This is a genomic window from Streptomyces populi (genome assembly GCF_002911015.1).
Classification (GTDB): domain Bacteria; phylum Actinomycetota; class Actinomycetes; order Streptomycetales; family Streptomycetaceae; genus Streptomyces; species Streptomyces populi.
On record NZ_KZ626984.1, the window covers coordinates 1 to 19678 of the forward strand.

Consider the following 19678-nt stretch of genomic DNA (forward strand, 5'->3'; position numbering starts at 1 on the left):
CGACCAGGCCGGTGACCTTGACCAGGTCGTCCTGGTCGGTGGTCTCGACGGCGGCGCAGCCGTAGAGGTGGATCTGTTCGGGGGCGACCTCCATGAGGGCGATGACGCTGCCGCCGTGCCGTTCCTGGACCTCGACCATGCGGGCGAGCAGGGGGTCGCGGGGGTCGATCAGGTCGTCGCCGAGGAGGACGGCGAAGGGTTCGTGGCCGACGTGGGGGGCCGCGCACAGGACGGCGTGGCCCAGGCCCCGGGGGTCGCCCTGGCGCACGTAGTGCATGGTCGCGAGGTCGCTGGACTCCTGGACCTTGGCGAGCCGGCTCGCGTCGCCCTTCTTCTGGAGGGCGGATTCCAGCTCGTAGTTGCGGTCGAAGTGGTCCTCGAGGGGGCGCTTGTTGCGGCCCGTGATCATCAGGACGTCGTCGAGACCCGCGGACACGGCTTCTTCGACCACGTACTGGATCGCCGGCTTGTCGACGACCGGCAGCATCTCCTTGGGGGTGGCCTTGGTCGCCGGCAGGAACCGGGTGCCCAGACCCGCCGCGGGAATGACAGCCTTGGTGATCCTGGGGTGTGACTCAGTCATGTCCGCAACCATAACCGGTGGCTATGTGAAGAATCTGTGGCTCCGGCCAATTCGCGATCATATGAACGGGTTAAGAGAACTACAGGAGTCACCTGTGAGAGACGTCGGACGTGAACCAGAGCCTGACAAGCGAACGTTGCGGCGCGGGTTCCTGTCGGTGAGAAGGGGGTTGACGGCCGATGACGTGCGGGAGACCGCCGTCGCCCTCGCCGTCCGCGCCCTGGAGCTGCCCGAACTGGCGGGGGCCCGCACGGTGGCGGCCTATGTGTCGGTGGGGAGCGAACCGGGCACCCTCGCGCTCCTGGACGCGCTCCGCACGCGCGGGGTGCGCGTCCTCCTGCCGGTCCTGCTGCCGGACAACGACCTGGACTGGGGCGCGTACACCGGAGCGGACTCCCTCGAGGAGGTCCGGCACGGCGGGAAGATGGCCCTCCTGGAGCCCGCGGGCGAACGGCTGGGACCGGAGGCCGTCCAGGAGGCCGACGTCGTCCTGCTGCCCGGTCTCGCCGTCGACGCCCGCGGGATGCGGCTGGGGCGCGGCGGAGGCTCGTACGACCGTGTGCTGGCCCGTCTGGAGCGTTCGGGCGCCGATCCCGCGCTGGTGGTGCTCCTGTACGACACCGAGGTCGTCCGCCGGGTGCCGGAGGAGGCGCACGACCGGCCCGTCCACGCGGTGGTGACCCCTTCCGGCGTGCGCCGCTTCCGCTGACGGGCGGCGGACCGGGGACGGCGGACGCGAAGTGGCCCTCCACGCGTGCGTGGAGGGCCACTTCGGCCGGGCACCGGCCTCAGGGCGCCGGGTGCGGCGCCCTTCGAGGCGTCAGGGCTTCAGGACCAGGGTGTCGCTGGTCTTCTTGTCGACGGCCTCCTTGGTGAAGGCCCACGGCAGGAGTTCGCCCTTGGCCCACTTCTCCGTCTGGTCGGTGTAGTGCGCGTTGTAGGCGTGCCCCGAGGCTCCCGAGAGGTTGATCCACCTGGACTTGTCGAGGTCCTTGAGGTTGACGACCATCCGCATCGAGGGGACCCAGACCACTCCGTAGCCGCCCGCCGCGTTCCAGCCGGTCGCGTTGACCGTCGCCTCGCCGCCGCTGAGGTTCCAGGGGCCGCGGTTGAGCATGTACTGCAGGAAACCGGGGCCTTCGGTACCGAGGGTCTGGTTCTTCAGGAACAGGCGGTGCAGCCGGCCCCAGCTCCAGGTGTCGATGTCCTTGCCGAGCTTGGCGGTCAGCTCCCAGCGGGCGTCCGCCATGGCCCGGGCGAACAGCTTGTCCCGGTCGGTGGACGCTTCCGCGGTACGCGTCTGGGGCAGCTTCCACCAGTTGTTGTGCTCGTCGTCGATGATCTTGCGGATCACCTCGAACCAGCGGTCGCCGCCGTCCGGCTGTGCCTGGTCCGGCTCGCGATCGCCGCACTCGCGCACCGTCTGGTCCTCGTCCGCGGGGCCGGTGGTGTCGGCCCGCTCGACCCACAGGCACTGGCCCTTGACCCGCAGCTCCTTGGGCAGCTTGTTGCCGAAGGCGAGCTTGAGGATGTTGCGCCAGGTGGCGTTGAAGTAGGCGGCCGCCGCGGAGTCGGCGTCCTGGGTGTAGTCCCAGCCCTCCAGGAGCTTCTGCGCGTCGCGGACGTCCTTGTCGGGCACGTCGATCTTGAGCAGCTTGGGCACGATCAGCTTGGCGATCTCGCTGCTGTTGTCGAGCTGCATCTGGCGCATGTCGTCGGTCGAGATCTTGGCGCCGCCCTTGGTCTTCGCCTCGATCAGGTCGGTGATGCGCTGGCTGCGGGTGCCGTAGCCCCAGTCCGTGGTGAGCGTGTACGGGTACTTGTCGGGGTCCACGACCGCCTGGTTGGCGGTCACGATGTAACCCCGCTCGGGGTTGTACTCGTACGGCAGCGCGGACTGCTTGATGTAGCCGGTCCAGCGGTACTTGGATTCCCAGCCGGGCGCGGGCAGCGAGCCGTCGTCGCCCTTGGCCCGCGTGGGGATCTTGCCGGGCAGCTGGTAGCCGATGTTGCCGTGGGCGCCGGAGCCGTCGGCGTAGATCAGGTTCTGGGACGGCACCTCGAAGGAGGCGGCCGCCTTGCGGAACTCGGTCCAGTTCGACGCCTTGTCCATCTCGAAGACGGCGTCCATGGTCCTGCCCGGGTCCAGCGCGGTCCAGCGCAGCGCTATCGCGTAGCCGTCGCCGCGGTCGGGCGCCTCCGCGTCGACCGTGGCCTTCTTGCCGACCTGGACCAGTTCGTCGTCACGGTCGGAGAGCAGCGGCATCCCGTCGTCGGTCTGCCGCACGACGATCGTCTTGGCGGCGCCGCCGGCGACCTTGATCGTCTCCTTGCGGGTCGTGAAGGGCCGCACCTTGCCGTCGTACTCGTAGCCCTCGCCGGTGATCTTCTCCAGGTAGAGGTCGGTGACGTCGACCCCGGAGTTGGTCATGCCCCAGGCCATGTCCGCGTTGTGGCCGATGACCACGCCGGGCATGCCCGCGAAGGTGTACCCGGTGACGTCGTACTGGCACTCGGCGGAGACCGAGGTGCAGTGCAGGCCCATCTGGTACCAGACCGAGGGCAGCGACGCCGACAGGTGCGGGTCGTTGGCCAGCAGCGGCTTGCCGGTGATGGTGTGCTTCCCGGCGACGACCCAGGAGTTGGAGCCGATGCCGTTGCCGTTCACGCCGACGGCGGTGGGCAGGTCGTCGAGGACCTCGTAGAGCCCCGAGAGCTGGCTCTGGAACCCGGTGGGCGCCTGGGCGCCGCCGGTGAGCCCCGTGCCCGCCGCGGACGTCGAGGCGGTGTCCTTGGAGCCGTACGTCCCGGTGATGCTGTCGTACGAGCCCTCACGGACGATCGTCTTGTGCCGGCTGTACGGGTACTCGGGGTACAGGTCCGCGATCTGCTTCGGGCCGAGGCGGCTCGTCATCAGGGAGCGGTCGATCTCTTCCTGCATGTTGCCGCGCAGGTCCCAGGCCATCGCCTTGAGCCAGGCCACCGAGTCGACCGGGGTCCACTCGGTCGGCTTGTAGTCGTTGGTGAAGTTGAGGGCGGCGTACTCCAGGGAGATGTCCTCGCCGCTCTTGCCCTTCAGGTAGGCGTTGACTCCCTCGGAGTACGCCCGGAGGTACTTCTTCGTGGAGGACGACAGCTTGGTGTCGTACTCCTTCTTCGCGATCCGGTCCCATCCCAGCGTGCGCAGGAACGCGTCGTTCTCGACCTGGCCCGAGCCGAACATCTCGGACAGCCGGCCCGAGGTCATGTGGCGGCGCACGTCCATCTCGTAGAACCGGTCCTGCGCCTGGACGAAGCCCTGGGCCATGAACAGGTCCTCGTCGGACGAGGCGTAGACCTGCGGGATCCCGTTGCCGTCGCGCTGCACGGTCACCGGCCCCGACAGTCCGTCGAGCCGGATGGTTCCCTCGGTCTGCGGGAAGGAGGCACGGACCGTGCTGATGCTCCAGTACGCGCCGAAGGCAAGACCTCCGATGATGGCGAGAACCAGGACAATCAAGAACAGTCGGGCTTTGCGCCCCTTCTTCCTGCCGGACTTGCCGGGCTGCTGGCCGGAAGAGGCGGTGGTGTTGGGGGGCATCGCTGTCCTTGCTGTCCTAACGCGAGCGGCAGGCGGTCCTGGAGTGCTGGGGCAACCATAGGCGCAGGGCCAACCGCGCCTTGACGCGGAGTGGGAAACCGGGGAGCACGGCCGTTCGATCTTGCCCCCGGAAACGTCAAGAAAGCGTCAAGAGTTAGGTAAGGTAACGAAGTACTTGCCTTGAAGTGGCCGGCTTCCGGTGCCCGGAACCGGCCGCTTTCCCCGGCGACCGGATCGGCGAGAAAGGAACAGCCCCTGACTGTCCACCACCTCAACCAGCTCCTGCTCGTGTGCTCGCTCGTCCTGCTCCTCGCGGTGGCGGCGGTCCGGATCTCCTCACGCAGCGGGCTCCCCACGCTGCTCGTGTACCTGGGGATAGGCGTCGCGATCGGCCAGGACGGAATCGGCGACGTCCAGTTCAGCAACGCCGAACTGACCCAGGTCATCGGGTACGCGGCCCTGGTCGTGATCCTGGCCGAAGGCGGTCTCGGCACGAAGTGGAAGGAGATCAGACCGGCCCTGCCGGCGGCCTCCGCGCTGGCGACGGTGGGCGTCGCGGTGAGCGTCGGCGTGACGGCCGCGGCCGCGCACTACCTGATCGGCCTCGAGTGGCACCAGGCGCTCATCATCGGGGCGGTCGTCTCCTCGACGGACGCGGCGGCGGTCTTCTCCGTCCTGCGGAAGATCCCCCTGCCCTCGCGCGTGACGGGCATCCTGGAGGCCGAGTCGGGCTTCAACGACGCCCCGGTGGTCATCCTGGTCGTCGCGTTCTCCACCGCGGGCCCGGTCGAGCACTGGTACAGGCTGATCGGCGAGATCGCGCTGGAGCTGACCATCGGCGCCGCCATCGGTCTCGCGGTCGGCTGGCTGGGCGCCTACGGGCTGCGGCACGTGGCGCTGCCCGCCTCCGGCCTGTACCCGATCGCCGTGATGGCGATCGCCGTCGCCGCGTACGCCGCCGGCGCGCTCGCCCACGGCAGCGGCTTCCTCGCCGTCTACCTCGCCTCCATGGTGCTCGGGAACGCGAAACTGCCGCACTGGCCCGCCACGCGCGGCTTCGCCGAGGGGCTCGGCTGGATCGCCCAGATCGGCATGTTCGTGCTGCTCGGCCTCCTGGTCACCCCGCACGAGATGGGCGACGACATCGTCCCCGCGCTCCTCATCGGCCTGGCGCTGACCATGGTGGCGCGGCCGCTGAGCGTGATCGTCAGCCTGCTGCCGTTCCGCATCCCCTGGCAGGAGCAGGCGCTGCTGTCCTGGGCCGGGCTGCGCGGCGCCGTGCCCATCATCCTGGCGACGATCCCGATGGTGAGCGGCATCGCGGAGAGCAAGCGGATCTTCAACATCGTCTTCGTCCTGGTCGTCGTCTACACCCTCGTCCAGGGGCCGACCCTGCCCTGGCTGGCCCGCAAGCTCCGGCTCGGGGAGTCCACCGGGGCCTCCGACCTCGGCATCGAATCGGCGCCCCTGGAGCGGCTGCGCGGCCACCTGCTGTCCGTCGCGATCCCCGAGGGGTCGCGCATGCACGGTGTCGAGGTGGGCGAGCTGCGGCTGCCCCCGGGTGCGGCGGTCACCCTCGTCGTCCGCGAGGCGAAGTCCTTCGTGCCGATGCCGACGACGGTGCTGCGGCGCGGCGACGAACTGCTGGTGGTGGCGACCGACCCGGTGCGGGACTCGACCGAGAGGCGCCTTCGCGCGGTGGGCCAGGGCGGCAAGCTCGCCGACTGGCTGGGCATCGGCGACGGGGGAACGGAGCACCGGACACAGCACCGGACAGGTCTGTGACCGGGCCGCCGGGCTTCCGGCCGGACTCCCGCGGAACGCCGGACGCGCTCCCCGCGGGACACCGGCCGGGGCCTACGAACCATCGAACGGGATGCCGAGAACGAGAGGCGTTCACAGGCGTGCGACCGCACCGTGCTCTTTTTCACAGACGCGGTACGGCACCCACCCCCTGTACGATGAGCGCAGACCTTGATCGAACCAACTCTGCCTGACGCAGAGCTGGCGCGACCGTATGGCGGCCGTGACGTCCTCCCACAGGGGCGCCGGTATCTACCGCAGATCCGCGCAAGAGGACAGCTCTCGGCGCCCCCCGCACGGGCGCGCTACCAGGCGGCAGAAAGGCACGGGCCGTGGCATCCACGGTCACCTCCCGTCCTGGATACGGACAGCTTCTGCGCACCCGTGGCGCCTGGACGTTCCTGCTCCCCGGCTTCGCCGCCCGTCAGCCGTTCGCCATGCTGACGATCTCCATCGTGCTGCTCGTGCAGCACACCACCGGCTCCTACGGGGCGGCCGGCGCGGTCGCGGCCGTCACCGGTGTCTCCATGGCGCTGTTCGCGCCCTTCACCGGACGTCTGGCCGACCGGCACGGACAACGGGCCGTCCTGCTGCCCGGCGTCCTCGTGCACGCCGTGGCCGGCTTCTCCCTGACCGCGCTCGCGCTGGCGGACGCCCCCCTGTGGGCGCTCTTCGCCGCCGCCGTGCCCACCGGCGCCTCGGTGCCGCAGATCAGCCCCATGGTGCGGGCCCGCTGGGGCGTGAAGCTCCAGGACTCGCCCCTGATGCCGACCGCGGCCGCCTTCGAGTCCGTCACGGACGAGCTGACCTTCGTCCTCGGCCCCCTGCTCGCCACCGCGCTGTGCACGGCCGTCGCCCCCGCCGCGGGCCTGCTGACCGAGGCGTCGCTGACCCTGGTCGGCGGTCTGCTGTTCGCCGCGCAGAAGAGCACCCAGCCCGCGGTCTCCGCCGCCGGGCACGCGCGCGTGGAGCACGGTTCCGCTCTGCGGATCCCCGGAGTGCGCGTCCTGATCATGACGTTCCTGGGCATCGGCTCCGTCTTCGGCGGCATGCAGGTCTCGCTGGCCGCGTACAGCGAGTCGATCGGCGAGCCCGGCCTGAACGGTGTCCTGTACGGCGTCTTCGCGGCGGGCAACATGCTCTCGGGCGTCGTCTGCGGCGCCGTCGCCTGGAAGGCGGCCCCCCAGCGACGGCTCGTCCTCGGGTACGCCGCCCTCGCGCTGGCGGCCTCCGGGCTGTGGGCCGCGAACTCGGTGATCGTGCTCGCCGGCCTCGGCTTCGTGGTCGGCATGTGCATCGCCCCGAGCCTGATCACCGGCTACACCCTGGTCGAGAGCCTCGTTCCGCAGGGCGCCCGCACCGAGGCCTTCACCTGGCTCACCGGCGCCGTCGCGCTCGGCCAGGCGGCGGCCGTCACGGTGGCCGGACAGCTGGAGGACAGGCTCTGGGACGGCGCCGGGTTCCTGGTGCCGATGGCCGGTACGGCACTGGCTCTGGCGACCCTGGTGACACTGCGGTCACGCCTCGCCACAGGGGCCTCGAGCCGGGCCGTCGCACGTGGCGTCGGTCACCGCGTGCCGGTGACAGTGGACTGATCTCGCGGAATACGTCAGTATGGATCGTCGTTAGCACTCACTGAGTGAGAGTGCCAGGAGGAAGACAAGTGCCGACCTACCAGTACCAGTGCACCGAGTGCGGCGAGGGCCTCGAGGCGGTGCAGAAGTTCACCGATGACGCCCTGACCGAATGCCCCAACTGCAACGGCCGCCTGAAGAAGGTGTTCTCGGCCGTCGGCATTGTCTTCAAGGGCTCCGGCTTCTACCGCAACGACAGCCGCGGCTCCTCGTCGAGCAGCTCGCCCGCGTCGAAGCCGTCGACGTCCACGTCCTCGGCCTCGTCCTCGGACGCGAAGTCCTCGTCGTCGGCGTCCGCCTCGTCGTCCTCGGACGCGAAGTCGTCGGGCACCAGCTCCGCCGCGTAAGGACTCCCCGGTCCGCGCCGGGACCCTCGTCCCGGCCCGCCGGCGCCGCGAGGCCCGCAGGCCTCACAGGGATCGTTCCCACGGGACCCCGTCGTCGTACGACGACGGGGTCTTCGGCGTTCTTCCGTCCGGGGCAGCCCGTAGGGTGCCGTTCATGGCGAACACGGAGAATCCACAGTCCCCGGCCGGGGAGCGGTCGACGGCCCCGGCCGAGATCGGCGTCATCGGCGGCTCGGGCCTCTACTCATTCCTCGACGACGTGACCGAGCTGCGGGTGGACACCCCTTACGGGCCGCCCAGCGACTCCCTGTTCCTCGGCGAGATCGCCGGCCGACGGGTCGCCTTCCTCCCCCGCCACGGCCGCGGTCACCATCTGCCGCCGCACCGCATCAACTACCGGGCCAACCTGTGGGCGCTGCGCTCCGTCGGCGCCCGCCAGGTCCTCGGCCCCTGCGCCGTGGGCGGGCTGCGTCCGGAGTACGGGCCCGGGACCCTGCTCGTTCCGGACCAGTTCGTGGACCGTACGAAGTCACGGACGCAGTCCTACTTCGACGGGCTGCCGCTGCCCGACGGCACGGTGCCGAACGTGGTGCACGTCTCGCCGGCCGACCCCTACTGCCCCGTCGGCCGCGAGGTCGTCCTGGACGCGGCACGCGGACGTGCCTGGGAACCGGTGGACGGCGGCACGCTCGTGGTCGTGGAGGGTCCGCGGTTCTCCACCCGGGCCGAATCGCTCTGGCACCAGGCGCAGGGCTGGTCGGTGGTGGGCATGACCGGACATCCCGAGGCCATGCTCGCCCGTGAACTGGAGCTCTGCTACACGTCGTTGACGCTGGTCACCGACCTCGACGCGGGTGCCGAGACCGGCGAGGGCGTCTCGCACGACGAGGTGCTGAAGGTGTTCGCGGCGAATGTGGACCGGCTGCGGGACGTGCTCTTCGACGCGGTCGCGGGGCTGCCGGCGAACGGATCGCGGGACTGCCTGTGCACGACGGCGCTGGGCGGGATGGATCCCGGCTTCGAGCTGCCGTGACGGCATCCGTCCCGCCCCGGGTCGGGGGCGGGACGGGACGGGATGGCGGAGTCCTCCCCGCCCCGGATCCGGGGCGGGGACGAAGGCGGAGAGCAGGAGCGGGGCGGGGTGGGGCAGAAGCGGAAGCGGGGCAGGGACGGGGGCGGAGACAGGAACGGGGCGGGGACGAGGGCGGCGGGCCGAGGGGCGTCCCGAGCCGAGAGCCGTCACGGGCCAAGGGCCGTCGCGGACCAAAGGCCGTCGCGGGCGCGGAATCTCCCGTTCGGGTGAGGGAGTTGTCCACAATCCCCGGGTGATCCACGGGCGCCCGCGGGCTTCGCCGCGAGACCTCATCGTGGGAGCGCAAGCCGGTCCCTCGTCGCAGGTGGTGGTCACCATGGCACAGCTCTCGCAACTCGTCCGCCCGCCGGGCGCGGACACTCCTCCCACGTGCGAGGTGCCGCAGTTCGCGCCCGTCCGGGTGCGGGGCGGCCGTTGCCGGCTGCGGCCCCTCACCCGGCACAGGAGGCGGGCGGTCGCCGCCGGCCTGGCCATGACGGCGGCCGCGCTCGTGGCGGCCGGTCCGGGCGATGCCGGGCGGACGCGCGGGCGTCCGGCGTCCACGCCCTCCGCGCCCGTCTCCACCACTGCTTCCGCATCCGTGCGCGGGCCGGGCGCGGCCGAGACGGTGAGAGCGCCGGTCCGGATCGCCGACGGCGCCACGGTGAACCTGTTGCGTCCGGGAGACCGGGTCGACGTGGTCGCGGCGGACAGCGGCGGCGAGGCGCGGGTGGTCGCGGCCGGGGCGCGGGTCACCGGGGTCCCGGACACCGGCACCACCGACGCCGGAGCACTGGTCGTCCTCTCCGTTCCGCGCGCGACGGCCGCGCGGCTGGCGGGCGCCGGCACCACGTCACGACTGGCGGTGACGCTGCGGTGAGCGAAGAAACCGTGTCAAGTCCCTCCTCCGGGCCACCCGGTCGGACCGGTCCGGCGCACCCTGCCGTAGGTTGCGGAGCTGTTTGTTCCACAACCTGCGCGGAGGGGGCTCCTAGTGAGCGAAAACAAGCAGCCCAGCGTCTGGGAGGGCTTCAAGGCCTTCCTCATGCGTGGCAACGTCATCGACCTGGCCGTCGCGGTGGTCATCGGCGCGGCCTTCACCAACATCGTCAACTCCGTGGTGAAGGGCATCATCAGCCCGCTGGTCGGCGCTGTCGGCACGAAGAACCTCGACAGCTACAGCTCCTGCCTGGAGAGCCCCTGCACGGGCAGCGGGGCCAACGCCGAGGGCATCCGCCTCATGTGGGGCTCGGTGCTGGGTGCCACGCTCCAGTTCCTGATCACCGCCACCGTCGTCTACTTCCTGATGGTGCTGCCGATGGCCAAGTTCCTGGCCCGGCAGGCGGCCCGTCAGAAGGCGCGGGAGGGCACGAAGGAGGTCATCGAGGTGACCGAGCTGGAGGTGCTGAAGGAGATCCGCGACGAGCTGGTCGCCCAGCGCGGCCAGGGACGCCGCGACTACTGACCGCGCAGCGGCCATACGTCCGAGAACCCGGCGGACGCGGACGCCGAAAGGCCGGGTGCCGCGAGTCCCGGGGTCAGGACACCCGAGATCGGAACGCCTGGGGGCAGGAAACCCGGGGCCGGGCTCAGATGTGGTGGGGCGGCTTCTCGTCGAGGAAGCGCTTCAGGTCGGCGGCACTGTCACCGGTGCCGTCGGCCCGCTCGCCCCACCCGCGGTCCGTATCGTCCGAGGACTGCTGGTCCAGCGGATCGTCGAAGACCAGGGCCGGCTTCGGATCACGCGGTTCGGGGGCGGGGGCGGGGCTCATGTCCCCAGGGTACGCCGCGGGGGTACCGGCCCACCCCGGCCGGGCCGGGCGCCTCGACGACATGGTCCCGGCGTCCCCTCACGTCTCCACCCCCAGCGCTTGTGAACGCATTCACAAGAATTTCCGGGACTTTTCTGCTGTGCTTGGCCGTATGACCTCCCGTTCCGCTCCGGAGTCCGCCGCGGCACCACGGCCCTCGGGCCGCCGGCCGCTGCGCAGAATGACCGCCCGCGGCCGCGACGAGGCGCACCGGGTCGCGTCGCCGCTGGAGCTCCTGTTCGACCTGTGTTTCGTGGTGGCCATCGCCCAGGCGGGCGCCGAACTGGTGCACGCCGTGGCGGAGGGGCACGCGGGTGAGGGCATCCTCGACTACGCGATGGTCTTCTTCGCCATCTGGTGGGCGTGGATGAACTTCAGCTGGTTCGCGTCGGCCTACGACAACGACGACGTGCTCTACCGGGTGGTCACGCTGGTGCAGATCGCCGGCGTCCTGGTGCTGGCGGCCGGGGTGTCCGAGGCGTTCGAGAGCCACGACTTCCTGGTCGTCTGGCTCGGCTACGTGATCATGCGGTTCGCGATGATCGCCCAGTGGCTGCGGGTGGCCCGCTCCACCGAGGGGACCGAGAGAACCATGGCACTGCGGTACGCGGGCGGCGTACTGCTGTGCCAGATCGCCTGGCTCGGCCTGCTGTTCGCGCCGGAGGAGGCCCGCCCCTGGGTCTTCCTGGCGGCGGCCGTCGCCGAGCTGTGCGTCCCGCTGTTCGCGGAGAAGGACTTCACCACGTCCTGGCATCCGCACCACATCTCCGAGCGCTACGGACTGTTCACGATCATCGTGCTGGGCGAGACGATCGCCGCCGCCACCGTCGCGGTGAAGTCGGCCGTCGACGAGCACGACGCGCTGAGCGAGCTGCTGCCCATCGCCGCGGGCGGCCTTCTGATCGTGTTCTCCGCCTGGTGGATCTACTTCGCGGTGCCGATCCACGGCCATCTGCGGTCCAGCGGGCAGGCCTTCCTCTGGGGGTACGGCCACTATCTGATCTTCGCGTCGGCCGCCGCGATCGGCGCCGGTCTGGAGGTCGCGGTGGAGCAGACGGTCGGCACCGCGCACATCTCGCAGCTCTCGGCGTCCGCCGCGGTGACACTGCCGACCGCTCTGTACCTCCTGACCGTCTGGGCGCTGCACTCCCGCCATTTCAAGGTCGGCATCGCCCAGCAACTCGTGCTGCCGGCCACCGCGCTGCTCGTCATCCTGTGCACCTTCCTGGGCGATCAGGCGGTGCTCGCCGCGGGGATCGTCTCCGCGCTGGCCGTGACGGCCGGGGTGGTGATGTCGACCGGGGAACACTGGGCGCATGACAGTTGACGCTCTGACAGATGTCGTGGGTCTGCGGGTGGGGCACGCGACGCACAACGGGGACGGTTGGCTCACGGGGACGACGGTGGTGCTCGCTCCCGAGGGGGGCGTGACCGCCGCCGTGGACGTGCGCGGCGGCGGGCCCGGCACCAAGGAGACGGACGCGCTCGATCCGCGCAACCTCGTGCAGAAGGTCGAGGCGGTCGTGCTGACCGGGGGCAGCGCGTACGGGCTGGACTCGGCATCGGGCGTGATGGCGTGGCTGGAGGAGCGGGGACGCGGGGTGCGCGTGGGGCCGGAACCCACGCACGTCGTGCCCGTCGTGCCCGCCGCCTGCGTCTTCGACCTCGGGCGCGGCGGCGACTTCCGGTCGCGGCCGGACGCCTCCACCGGGGTCGCCGCGGTCGAGGCCGCCGACGCGAGTGCGCTGCGCGCGCCGGTCCGCGAGGGCGGCGTCGGCGCCGGTACCGGAGCGGTGGTCGGGCAGCTCAAGGGCGGGGTCGGAACGGCGAGTGCCGTGCTCGAGTCCGGTGTCACGGTGGCCGCGCTGGTGGTGGCCAACGCGGCGGGCTCGGTGGTGGAGCCGGAAACGGGGGCGCTGTACGGGGAGTTGGCGCAAGGACGTACGGCGTGTCCGTCCGCTCCGGTGCACGAGGCCGCCCGGCTGCGGCTCGCGGAGGCCTCCGCGAGGAACACGCCGCCCCCGTTGAACACCACGCTCGCCGTCGTCGCCACCGACGCCGCCCTGACACGGGCGCAGGCGCAGAAGCTCGCGGGCACGGCGCACGACGGGATCGCACGCGCTGTGCGGCCGGTGCACCTGCTGAACGACGGGGACACGGTGTTCGCGCTGGCCACGGGGGTCCGGCAGCTCCCCGCCGGGAACCCCCTGGCGCTCAACGAGATCCTCGCCGCGGGCGCGGACCTGGTGACGCGCGCGATCGTGCGTGCCGTGCGCGCCGCGGAGCCGGTGGACGGACCGGGCGGGGTGTGGCCGTCGTACGAAGAGCTCTACGGGGAGGCCGGGGCGGGCGCTCTTCCTGACTCTCCGTCCTGACGACGGTTCGGCCCCGGGCGGGGTCCGGCGGGGTGCCGTCCCTGGCGGGGGTCGGCGCGTCGCCGTCCCGGGCGGGGGCCGGCGGAGTGCGTCACGGTTCGCCCGCCGGGGACTCCGTAGCGGCCGGGAACTGGTGCGACAAGGGAGCCTTGCCGGACAATGAGCGCGGCGGCCGGAACCTTTCGCGGGGGTACCCGAACCGTGGGAAGTGCCGTCTGACGAGGGCTTTTTGACGTTCTCGCGCGTCGCGGGGGAACTCACCGCGCGGCCCGCCCGTTTTCCGTCCGTACGTTTTCTCGGTTCGCGGACATGATGTCCGACCGAGGGGCTACGGTATGCACCCACAAGGTGACATGCAGCAACGCCGGGAGAAACCTTGAGCGTTCCGTACGAGACAGCAGCGTACGAACCACCCGAGTCGCCCGAGTCTCCGGAGGAGCATCTCGCACGACTTCTGGGCCGCGCCCTGAACTCGTTCGAGCTGCCCGACGAAGCGATACGGCGGCTCGACTGCGCGCTGGCGCACGACAGTTCGCTGCACTCCGCGCACCACAGCGCGGGGCTGCACCGGGAGACGTACCGGCACACCTGGCTGCTCGCCGACGGTTCCGCCGTCACGCTGTGGGAGCTGGTGCACAACACGGCGGCCGGTCGCGACACCCAGCACGAGGTCTACGTCGACGAGGAGGAGCTGCGCACCGCCACGGCCCGGCTCCCCCTCCCTCCGGACGCGCCGGACTTCGAACTGCCCGTGTTCGTGCAGCTGTCGGCGGTCCCCGAGCCGCGTCACACCTATGTGCCCGACGGCTCCGCCGATCACGCGCGCCGGCTCCTGCGGCGCGCGGAGAACCCGGACCGGCCCGGCGCCGAACTCACGACGCTGCTGATCCGGGAGGCGTTCGCGCACCAGATCACGCAGGCCTTCGGGCGTCCTTGCCGGGCGGGGCAGGCGGGGCTGTGCTTCTCGCTCTACGAGCACGCCTTCCTGCTGCGCGACGGGCAGGAGATCTCCCTGTGGGAGGTCGAGCACACGGCGACGCCGGACCGGCGGCACATGTGCGAGGTGTACGCGACGGAGGACGCGGCCCGGGACGCGATGGAGCGACGGGCGGCACGGCTGGGCTGAAGCCGAAGGGGCCCCGGCACCTGAGGTGCCGGGGCCCTTCCCGTTCGGACCTCCGCCTCGTACGAGGGGGGCGGCCCCGGCGGTCAGCCGACGAACTCCGGCTTCCGGTCCTCGCCCTGGCCCTTGTCCCGCTCCTGGCCCGCGTCCTGGCTCTGCTCCTGGCCCTCGCCCTGGCCGTCCGTCTCGTCCTGCGCGCCCTCCACGTGCTGTGCCGGCCGCTTCGGCAGGGCGAACATCAGCAGGAAGATGACGGTCAGCACGGCGGCGACCCAGCCCAGCGCGTGCTGGAAGGCGTGCACGAAGGCCGGGCCCACCTGGGCGGCGGTCAGACGGTCGCCGATCTCGCCGAAGAAGAGGACCGAGACCAGGCCGAGGCCGAGCGCGTTGCCCATCTGCTGCACGGTGTTGATCAGGCCCGACGCCGAGCCCGAGTGCTCGCGCGGGACCTCCGAGAGCACGGCGTCCGTCAGCGGGGCGACGATGAAGCCCATGCCGGCGCCCATGACCACCAGCGGAAGGGCCATCTGCCAGGAGGCGATGCCCGTGCCGTACCGGTCGGACTCCCAGATGTAGAGCAGCACGCCGAGCGCCATGATCAGGGCGCCCGCCTGGAGCACCTTGCGCCCGAAGCGCGGGACCAGCAACTGCACGGACATGCCCGCCGCCGCCGAGACCGCGATCGAGAACGGCACCCCGGTCAGCCCGGCCCGCAGCGGCCTCCAGCCCAGTCCGATCTGCATGTACAGCGTCCAGACCAGGAAGAAGATGCCGAGCGCGATACCGAAGACGGTCTGCACGGCGATGCCCGCGGCGAAGCTCTTCACCCTGAACAGCGACAGCTCGACCAGCGGTGAACCGTCCCGTGCCGTCTTCCGCCTCTCGTACGCCACCAGCGCCACGAAGACCACGAGGGAGCCGGCCATCGACACGTATCCCCACAGCGGCCAGCCCAGCTCACGGCCCCGGGTCAGCGGGTAGAGCAGCATCAGCAGGCCGAGCGTGACGAGGGCGACGCCGACGAGGTCGAGCTTGAGGGCCCGCGGCGCCTTGGACTCGCTGATGAAGCGGCGGCCCAGGAACAGCGCGACGACACCGACCGGCAGGTTGATGAGGAAGATCGGCCGCCACTCCAGGCCGAAGAGGTTCCACTCGACGAGCAGGGCTCCGAGGAGCGGGCCCGAGACCGCGCCCAGACCGACGATCGCGCCGAAGAGGCCGAAGACCTTGCCCCGCTCGTGCGCGGGGAAGGTGGCGTGCACGATCGACAGGACCTGCGGCACCATCATCGCGGCCATGGCGCCCTGCAGGATGCGCGAGGCGACGAGCATCTCCGGGTTCACCGCGAAGCCGCACAGCGCGGACGCGACCGTGAAACCGGCCACGCCGAGGAGGAAGAGCCGCTTGCGGCCGTGGATGTCGCCGAGCCGTCCGCCGGTGACGAGTCCCGCGGCGAAGGCCAGCGCGTAGCCCGCGGTGATCCACTGGATCTGGCTGACCGTGGCGCCCGCGTCCCGCTCGATCGACGGGATCGCGATGTTGACGATCGTGACGTCGACCAGGTCCATGAAGGCTGCGGTCATCACGATGGCGAGGGCGAACCAGCGCCGTCGGTCGGCCGCGGCGGCGGGTGCCGGGCTGCTGAGAGCTGTCTCAGGGGTCTCGGTGGAGGTCATGCGACAAACCTAGGACCTGATTAGGTCAGATCATGTCCTAGTTCTCCGGCACCCTGGAAAACATGACGACCGATACCCCGGCCCGGCTCCTCCAGCTCCTCTCCCTCCTCCAGACGCCCCGCGAGTGGCCCGGCGGCGAGCTGTCCGAGCGCCTCGGGGTGTCCCGTCGCACGGTCCGCCGCGACATCGACCGGCTCCGCGAGCTGGGTTATCCGGTGCAGGCGACCAAGGGCGCGGACGGCGGCTACCGGCTGGTGGCGGGCACGGCGATGCCCCCGCTCGTCCTCGACGACGAGGAGGCCGTGGCCATCGCGGTGGGCCTGCGGGCCGGTGCCGGGCACGCGGTCGCGGGCGTGGACGAGGCCTCCGTGCGGGCCCTCGCCAAGCTGGAGCAGGTGCTGCCGTCCCGGCTGCGCCGCCGCGTGTCCACGCTCCAGGCCGCGACCACGCCCCTGACCAGCGGGGACGGGGCGAGCATCGCGCCGGAGACACTGACCGTGATGGCGTCGGGCATCGCGGGGCAGGAGCGGCTGCGGTTCGCCTACCGGTCCGGGGACGGAACTCCGTCACGGCGGCTGACCGAGCCGTACCGGCTGGTCTCCACCGGCCGCCGCTGGTATCTCGTCGCGTACGACCTCGACCGCGAGGACTGGCGGACGTTCCGCGTCGACCGGGTGACCGAGCCCTTCGCGACGGGGGCCCGGTTCACGCCCCGCGAACTGCCGACCGGCAACGCCGCCGAATTCCTGCGGCAGTCGATGTACGGGCGCCAGAAGACCTACACCTTCGACGTCACCTTCGACGCCCCGGCCGAATTCGTCGCGGCGCGCGTGCCCGCATGGGTCGGCGCGCCCGAGCCGGTCGACGAGCACAGCTGCCGGCTGCGGGCCTCCTCCAGCGACTCGCCGGACTGGCTGGCGGTGCGGATCGCGATGGTCGACTGCGACTTCACGGTCCGGGAGCCGCGAGAACTGGCGGACTACATGAGGAAGTTGGGCGCGCGGCTGAGCCGGGCGGGGGGCGCGCCGGGGGCCGACGGCGCCTGACGGCGGGCAGAGCACCCACGGAGCCGGTGACACCCGGTGGACCATCGGCGACGGCAGGTTATGTCGCTGTGGCAGAATCTGCCGTCGGGTCACCCCGGGGTTCAGGTTCGGGGTGGCCCGTCATCGTCCTGCCCGAAGGCCCGGCGCGCCCACCCGTCGCCTCACCGCTCGGACTCCCGACTCCCGTCCCCCGGACCGGAGATGGAGCCGAGCTTCGACGCCGGGGGGGGAGGCGCCGAAGCTCGGCTCTGGAAGAGTCCCGGCGCGGGGGGGTGTGCGTCGGGACTCGGTTCTCGGGGGCGGTGTGCTTCCGCCCGGCGGTTCTGCTCGCTTCTTCCGCTCGGCCGGGGCCCTAAGCGTGGGCCCTGAAGTCTTGTTCCCACGGCCCGGCGGATTGAAGCGGCCTTACACGGCCATGTCTGGTCGACTTGTGGCCAACGTGGCGAGGGTTCCCGTGCGCGGACCGGGCCGGGCGGGTCCGGCACCCTCCCGGTGAATGAACCCGTACGGCCCACTCGGTCCGCTCGTCCGACCCGCCCCGTGCCCCCCGCCGCCGTCATACCGCCGCGTCGGGTGCCGTCATACCGCCGCGTCGGGTGCCGTCATGCCGCCGCGTCGAATCCGGTGTCGCGCGCCAGCTTCTTCAGTTCGAGCAGCGCGTGCTTCTCGATCTGGCGGATGCGCTCGCGCGTGAGCCCGTGCTCCTTGCCGACCTCCGTGAGCGTCCGCTCCCGGCCGTCCTCGATGCCGTACCGCATCTTGATGATGGAGGCGGTGCGCTGGTCGAGGTGGCCGATCAGACCGTCCAGCTCCTCGCTGCGCAGCAGCGTGAGGACCGACTGCTCGGGCGACACCGCCGAGGTGTCCTCGAGGAGGTCGCCGAACTGGGTCTCGCCCTCGTCGTCCACCGACATGTTCAGCGAGACCGGGTCGCGGGCCCAGTCCAGCACGTCGCCCACACGCTCCGGCGTCGTGCCGAGCTCGGCGGCTATCTCCGCGTGCTCGGGCTCGCGCCCGTTCTCGCGGTTGAACTCGCGCTGCACGCGACGGATCCGGCCCAGTTCCTCGACCAGGTGGACGGGGAGGCGGATCGTGCGCGACTGGTCGGCTATGGAACGGGTGATGGCCTGACGGATCCACCAGGTGGCGTACGTCGAGAACTTGAAGCCCTTGCGGTAGTCGAACTTCTCGACCGCGCGCACCAGACCGGCGTTCCCCTCCTGGATCAGGTCGAGCAGGGGCAGGCCGCTGCGCGGGTACCGGCGCGCCACGGCCACGACCAGCCGCAGGTTCGAGCGGATGAAGACGTCCTTCGCACGCTCGCTGTCGGCGACCAGGGCCTCCAACTCCTCGCGGGACGCGTCCACCTTGGCTTCCGCCTCACCGTCGAGGATCTGCCGCGCGAACACACCCGCCTCGATGACCTGGGACAACTCGACTTCCTTGGCGGCGTCGAGCAGCGGTGTTCGCGCGATCTCGTCGAGGTACATGCCGACCAGGTCGCGATCGGCGATTTCGCCGCCTCCGGCGCGAACACTGCGTGCCGCGTCGGCGGTCCCACCGGTGGCGGACTGACGACGGGCGACGGCACGGGTTGCCATGCGTGCTCCCTTGCGTGGTGGGCTTGCGGGTGGTCCTGGACTTCGGGTTCCCCTCCCGGGTGCCCGGCATCCGATGGAAACAACGACTGGAATCAGGACAGAATTCCCAACCCGCACCTTGATTTTTCTGATCATGCAGTACCCTGTCGCACCACAGGGGAGGGCCGATGCGGTCAGGACGTACAGATGTACAGGTCAGACCGGGAACGGCAGCCGACCTCGACGCGCTCACGGATCTGTACAACCACTACGTACGTGAGACGCCCATCACGTTCGACACCATCGTCTTCACGCCGGAACAACGTCGTCCGTGGCTGCTCTCCCACCCTGAAGACGGACCGCACCGCCTGATGGTTGCCACGGACACGGATTCACAGGTGATTCTGGGGTACGCCACGTCCAGCGCCTTCCGCGCGAAGCCCGCCTACGCGACCTCCGTGGAGGTGACGGTCTACGTGGCGCCCGGCGCCGGGGGCCGCGGTGTCGGCACCCTGCTCTACGAAGCGCTCTTCGCGGCACTCGCCGGCGAGGACCTGCACCGGGCCTACGCGGGGATCGCGCTGCCCAACGAAGCGTCCGTGCGGCTGCACGAACGCTCCGGGTTCCGGCACGTGGGCACCTACCGGGAGGTCGGCCGCAAGTTCGGCCGCTACTGGGACGTCGCCTGGTACGAGAAGGAGCTCACCGGCTAGGGCCCGTCCGGCGGTCCCCGTCGCCACCCGCAGGGCGGACGGGGACCGCCGGACGGGCCCCGGACGTCACGGCGCTCAGCCGAACTGCACCGACCGCTTCGCCATGCCCAGCCAGAACCCGTCGATCACGGACCGCTGCCCGTCGAGCTCCCCGGAGGCGTCCGCCGCGCCCATGGTGACGAAGAGCGGGGCGAAGTGCTCGGTGCGCGGGTGGGCGAGACGGCCCGCCGGGGACTTGCGCTCGAAGTCGAGCAGCGCGTCCACGTCACCGGCCTCCAGCGCGCGGTGCCCCCAGTCGTCGAACTCGCTCGACCATGCGGGCACTCCCCCGCCCG

17 protein-coding genes and 1 pseudogene are annotated in these 19678 nt (G+C 71.1%); 12 read left to right on the plus strand and 6 right to left on the minus strand.

The features are described 5' to 3' along the window. Positions 1 to 583: UTP--glucose-1-phosphate uridylyltransferase (locus CW362_RS38455; protein WP_162684369.1), on the minus strand; the 583-nt coding region annotated here is incomplete at its 3' end. Positions 584 to 644: 61 nt separating this feature from the next. Between CW362_RS38455 and CW362_RS38460 the strand changes: the two genes are divergently transcribed. Beyond that, positions 645 to 1292, plus strand: coding sequence for a 5-formyltetrahydrofolate cyclo-ligase (locus tag CW362_RS38460; RefSeq protein WP_240658269.1), 648 nt, complete (start codon positions 645 to 647; stop codon positions 1290 to 1292). Positions 1293 to 1403: 111 nt separating this feature from the next. Here CW362_RS38460 and CW362_RS38465 read toward each other — a convergent pair whose 3' ends face one another. Beyond that, the gene (locus CW362_RS38465) at positions 1404 to 4163 is read right to left on the minus strand and encodes a penicillin acylase family protein (protein WP_103554236.1); all 2760 of its coding nucleotides are present in this window, start codon (positions 4161 to 4163) and stop codon (positions 1404 to 1406) included. 180 nt (positions 4164 to 4343) lie between these two features. Between CW362_RS38465 and CW362_RS38470 the strand changes: the two genes are divergently transcribed. The 6 genes from CW362_RS38470 (at position 4344) to mscL (ending at position 10484) form a co-directional block, all read left to right on the plus strand. Continuing rightward, on the plus strand, positions 4344 to 5948 hold the full coding sequence (locus CW362_RS38470) for a potassium/proton antiporter (RefSeq protein WP_103554237.1): 1605 nt from the start codon (positions 4344 to 4346) through the stop codon (positions 5946 to 5948). A 350-nt stretch (positions 5949 to 6298) separates the two neighbouring features. After that, positions 6299 to 7561, plus strand: coding sequence for an MFS transporter (locus tag CW362_RS38480; RefSeq protein WP_103554238.1), 1263 nt, complete (start codon positions 6299 to 6301; stop codon positions 7559 to 7561). Between the two features lie 68 nt (positions 7562 to 7629). Then, positions 7630 to 7947 (plus strand): FmdB family zinc ribbon protein, encoded by a 318-nt coding sequence (locus CW362_RS38485; protein WP_103554239.1) that lies wholly within the window; start codon positions 7630 to 7632, stop codon positions 7945 to 7947. Between the two features lie 154 nt (positions 7948 to 8101). After that, positions 8102 to 8980 (plus strand): S-methyl-5'-thioadenosine phosphorylase, encoded by an 879-nt coding sequence (locus tag CW362_RS38490; RefSeq protein WP_103554240.1) that lies wholly within the window; start codon positions 8102 to 8104, stop codon positions 8978 to 8980. Between the two features lie 376 nt (positions 8981 to 9356). Then, complete coding sequence (locus CW362_RS38495; protein WP_103554249.1) at positions 9357 to 9899, plus strand: CpaB family protein; 543 nt, start codon at positions 9357 to 9359, stop codon at positions 9897 to 9899. 114 nt (positions 9900 to 10013) lie between these two features. Further along, on the plus strand, positions 10014 to 10484 hold the full coding sequence (gene mscL / locus CW362_RS38500; protein ID WP_103554241.1) for a large conductance mechanosensitive channel protein MscL: 471 nt from the start codon (positions 10014 to 10016) through the stop codon (positions 10482 to 10484). A 124-nt stretch (positions 10485 to 10608) separates the two neighbouring features. Here mscL and CW362_RS38505 read toward each other — a convergent pair whose 3' ends face one another. Next, positions 10609 to 10791, minus strand: coding sequence for a hypothetical protein (locus CW362_RS38505; protein WP_103554242.1), 183 nt, complete (start codon positions 10789 to 10791; stop codon positions 10609 to 10611). A gap of 151 nt (positions 10792 to 10942) precedes the next feature. Here CW362_RS38505 and CW362_RS38510 point away from each other — a divergent pair, with 151 nt between their 5' ends. The 3 genes from CW362_RS38510 to CW362_RS38520 all read left to right on the plus strand — a co-directional run bounded on the left by CW362_RS38510 (position 10943) and on the right by CW362_RS38520 (position 14331). Beyond that, positions 10943 to 12157, plus strand: a complete 1215-nt coding sequence (locus CW362_RS38510) for a low temperature requirement protein A (protein ID WP_103554243.1) — start codon at positions 10943 to 10945, stop codon at positions 12155 to 12157. After that, positions 12147 to 13205 carry a P1 family peptidase gene (locus CW362_RS38515; RefSeq protein WP_103554244.1) on the plus strand — a complete coding sequence of 353 codons (1059 nt, stop codon included), beginning with the start codon at positions 12147 to 12149 and terminating at the stop codon, positions 13203 to 13205. The genes CW362_RS38510 and CW362_RS38515 overlap by 11 nt, the downstream gene beginning before the upstream one ends. 376 nt (positions 13206 to 13581) lie before the next feature. After that, complete coding sequence (locus CW362_RS38520; RefSeq protein WP_103554245.1) at positions 13582 to 14331, plus strand: DUF6227 family protein; 750 nt, start codon at positions 13582 to 13584, stop codon at positions 14329 to 14331. 83 nt (positions 14332 to 14414) lie between these two features. On the opposite strand, the gene CW362_RS38525 is transcribed toward CW362_RS38520, so the two are convergent. Beyond that, positions 14415 to 16004 carry an MFS transporter gene (locus CW362_RS38525; RefSeq protein ID WP_240658270.1) on the minus strand — a complete coding sequence of 530 codons (1590 nt, stop codon included), beginning with the start codon at positions 16002 to 16004 and terminating at the stop codon, positions 14415 to 14417. 62 nt (positions 16005 to 16066) lie between these two features. On the opposite strand from CW362_RS38525, the gene CW362_RS38530 reads away from it, so the two are divergent. Then, positions 16067 to 17050 (plus strand): helix-turn-helix transcriptional regulator, encoded by a 984-nt coding sequence (locus tag CW362_RS38530; RefSeq protein ID WP_103554246.1) that lies wholly within the window; start codon positions 16067 to 16069, stop codon positions 17048 to 17050. Positions 17051 to 17652: 602 nt separating this feature from the next. Here the strand turns inward: CW362_RS38530 and CW362_RS38535 are convergent. Beyond that, the gene (locus CW362_RS38535; RefSeq protein ID WP_103554247.1) at positions 17653 to 18651 is read right to left on the minus strand and encodes a sigma-70 family RNA polymerase sigma factor; all 999 of its coding nucleotides are present in this window, start codon (positions 18649 to 18651) and stop codon (positions 17653 to 17655) included. A 167-nt stretch (positions 18652 to 18818) separates the two neighbouring features. Here CW362_RS38535 and CW362_RS38540 point away from each other — a divergent pair, with 167 nt between their 5' ends. Beyond that, positions 18819 to 19343, plus strand: a complete 525-nt coding sequence (locus tag CW362_RS38540; RefSeq protein ID WP_103554248.1) for a GNAT family N-acetyltransferase — start codon at positions 18819 to 18821, stop codon at positions 19341 to 19343. A gap of 75 nt (positions 19344 to 19418) precedes the next feature. On the opposite strand, the pseudogene CW362_RS38545 reads toward CW362_RS38540, so the two are convergent. Further along, positions 19419 to 19678 (minus strand): annotated as a pseudogene (locus CW362_RS38545) (dioxygenase); the annotation flags it as partial.

Excerpts from the sequence above, each read along its gene's own strand:
- CW362_RS38460 (WP_240658269.1), top strand. The coding sequence starts at position 645 with ATGAACGGGTTAAGAGAACTACAGGAGTCACCTGTGAGAGACGTCGGA.
- CW362_RS38465 (WP_103554236.1), bottom strand. The coding sequence starts at position 4,163 with ATGCCCCCCAACACCACCGCCTCTTCCGGCCAGCAGCCCGGCAAGTCC.
- CW362_RS38490 (WP_103554240.1), top strand. The coding sequence starts at position 8,102 with ATGGCGAACACGGAGAATCCACAGTCCCCGGCCGGGGAGCGGTCGACG.
- CW362_RS38495 (WP_103554249.1), top strand. The coding sequence starts at position 9,357 with ATGGCACAGCTCTCGCAACTCGTCCGCCCGCCGGGCGCGGACACTCCT.
- CW362_RS38505 (WP_103554242.1), bottom strand. The coding sequence starts at position 10,791 with ATGAGCCCCGCCCCCGCCCCCGAACCGCGTGATCCGAAGCCGGCCCTG.
- CW362_RS38510 (WP_103554243.1), top strand. The coding sequence starts at position 10,943 with ATGACCTCCCGTTCCGCTCCGGAGTCCGCCGCGGCACCACGGCCCTCG.
- CW362_RS38515 (WP_103554244.1), top strand. The coding sequence starts at position 12,147 with ATGACAGTTGACGCTCTGACAGATGTCGTGGGTCTGCGGGTGGGGCAC.
- CW362_RS38525 (WP_240658270.1), bottom strand. The coding sequence starts at position 16,004 with ATGACCTCCACCGAGACCCCTGAGACAGCTCTCAGCAGCCCGGCACCC.
- CW362_RS38530 (WP_103554246.1), top strand. The coding sequence starts at position 16,067 with ATGACGACCGATACCCCGGCCCGGCTCCTCCAGCTCCTCTCCCTCCTC.
- CW362_RS38535 (WP_103554247.1), bottom strand. The coding sequence starts at position 18,651 with ATGGCAACCCGTGCCGTCGCCCGTCGTCAGTCCGCCACCGGTGGGACC.
- CW362_RS38540 (WP_103554248.1), top strand. The coding sequence starts at position 18,819 with ATGCGGTCAGGACGTACAGATGTACAGGTCAGACCGGGAACGGCAGCC.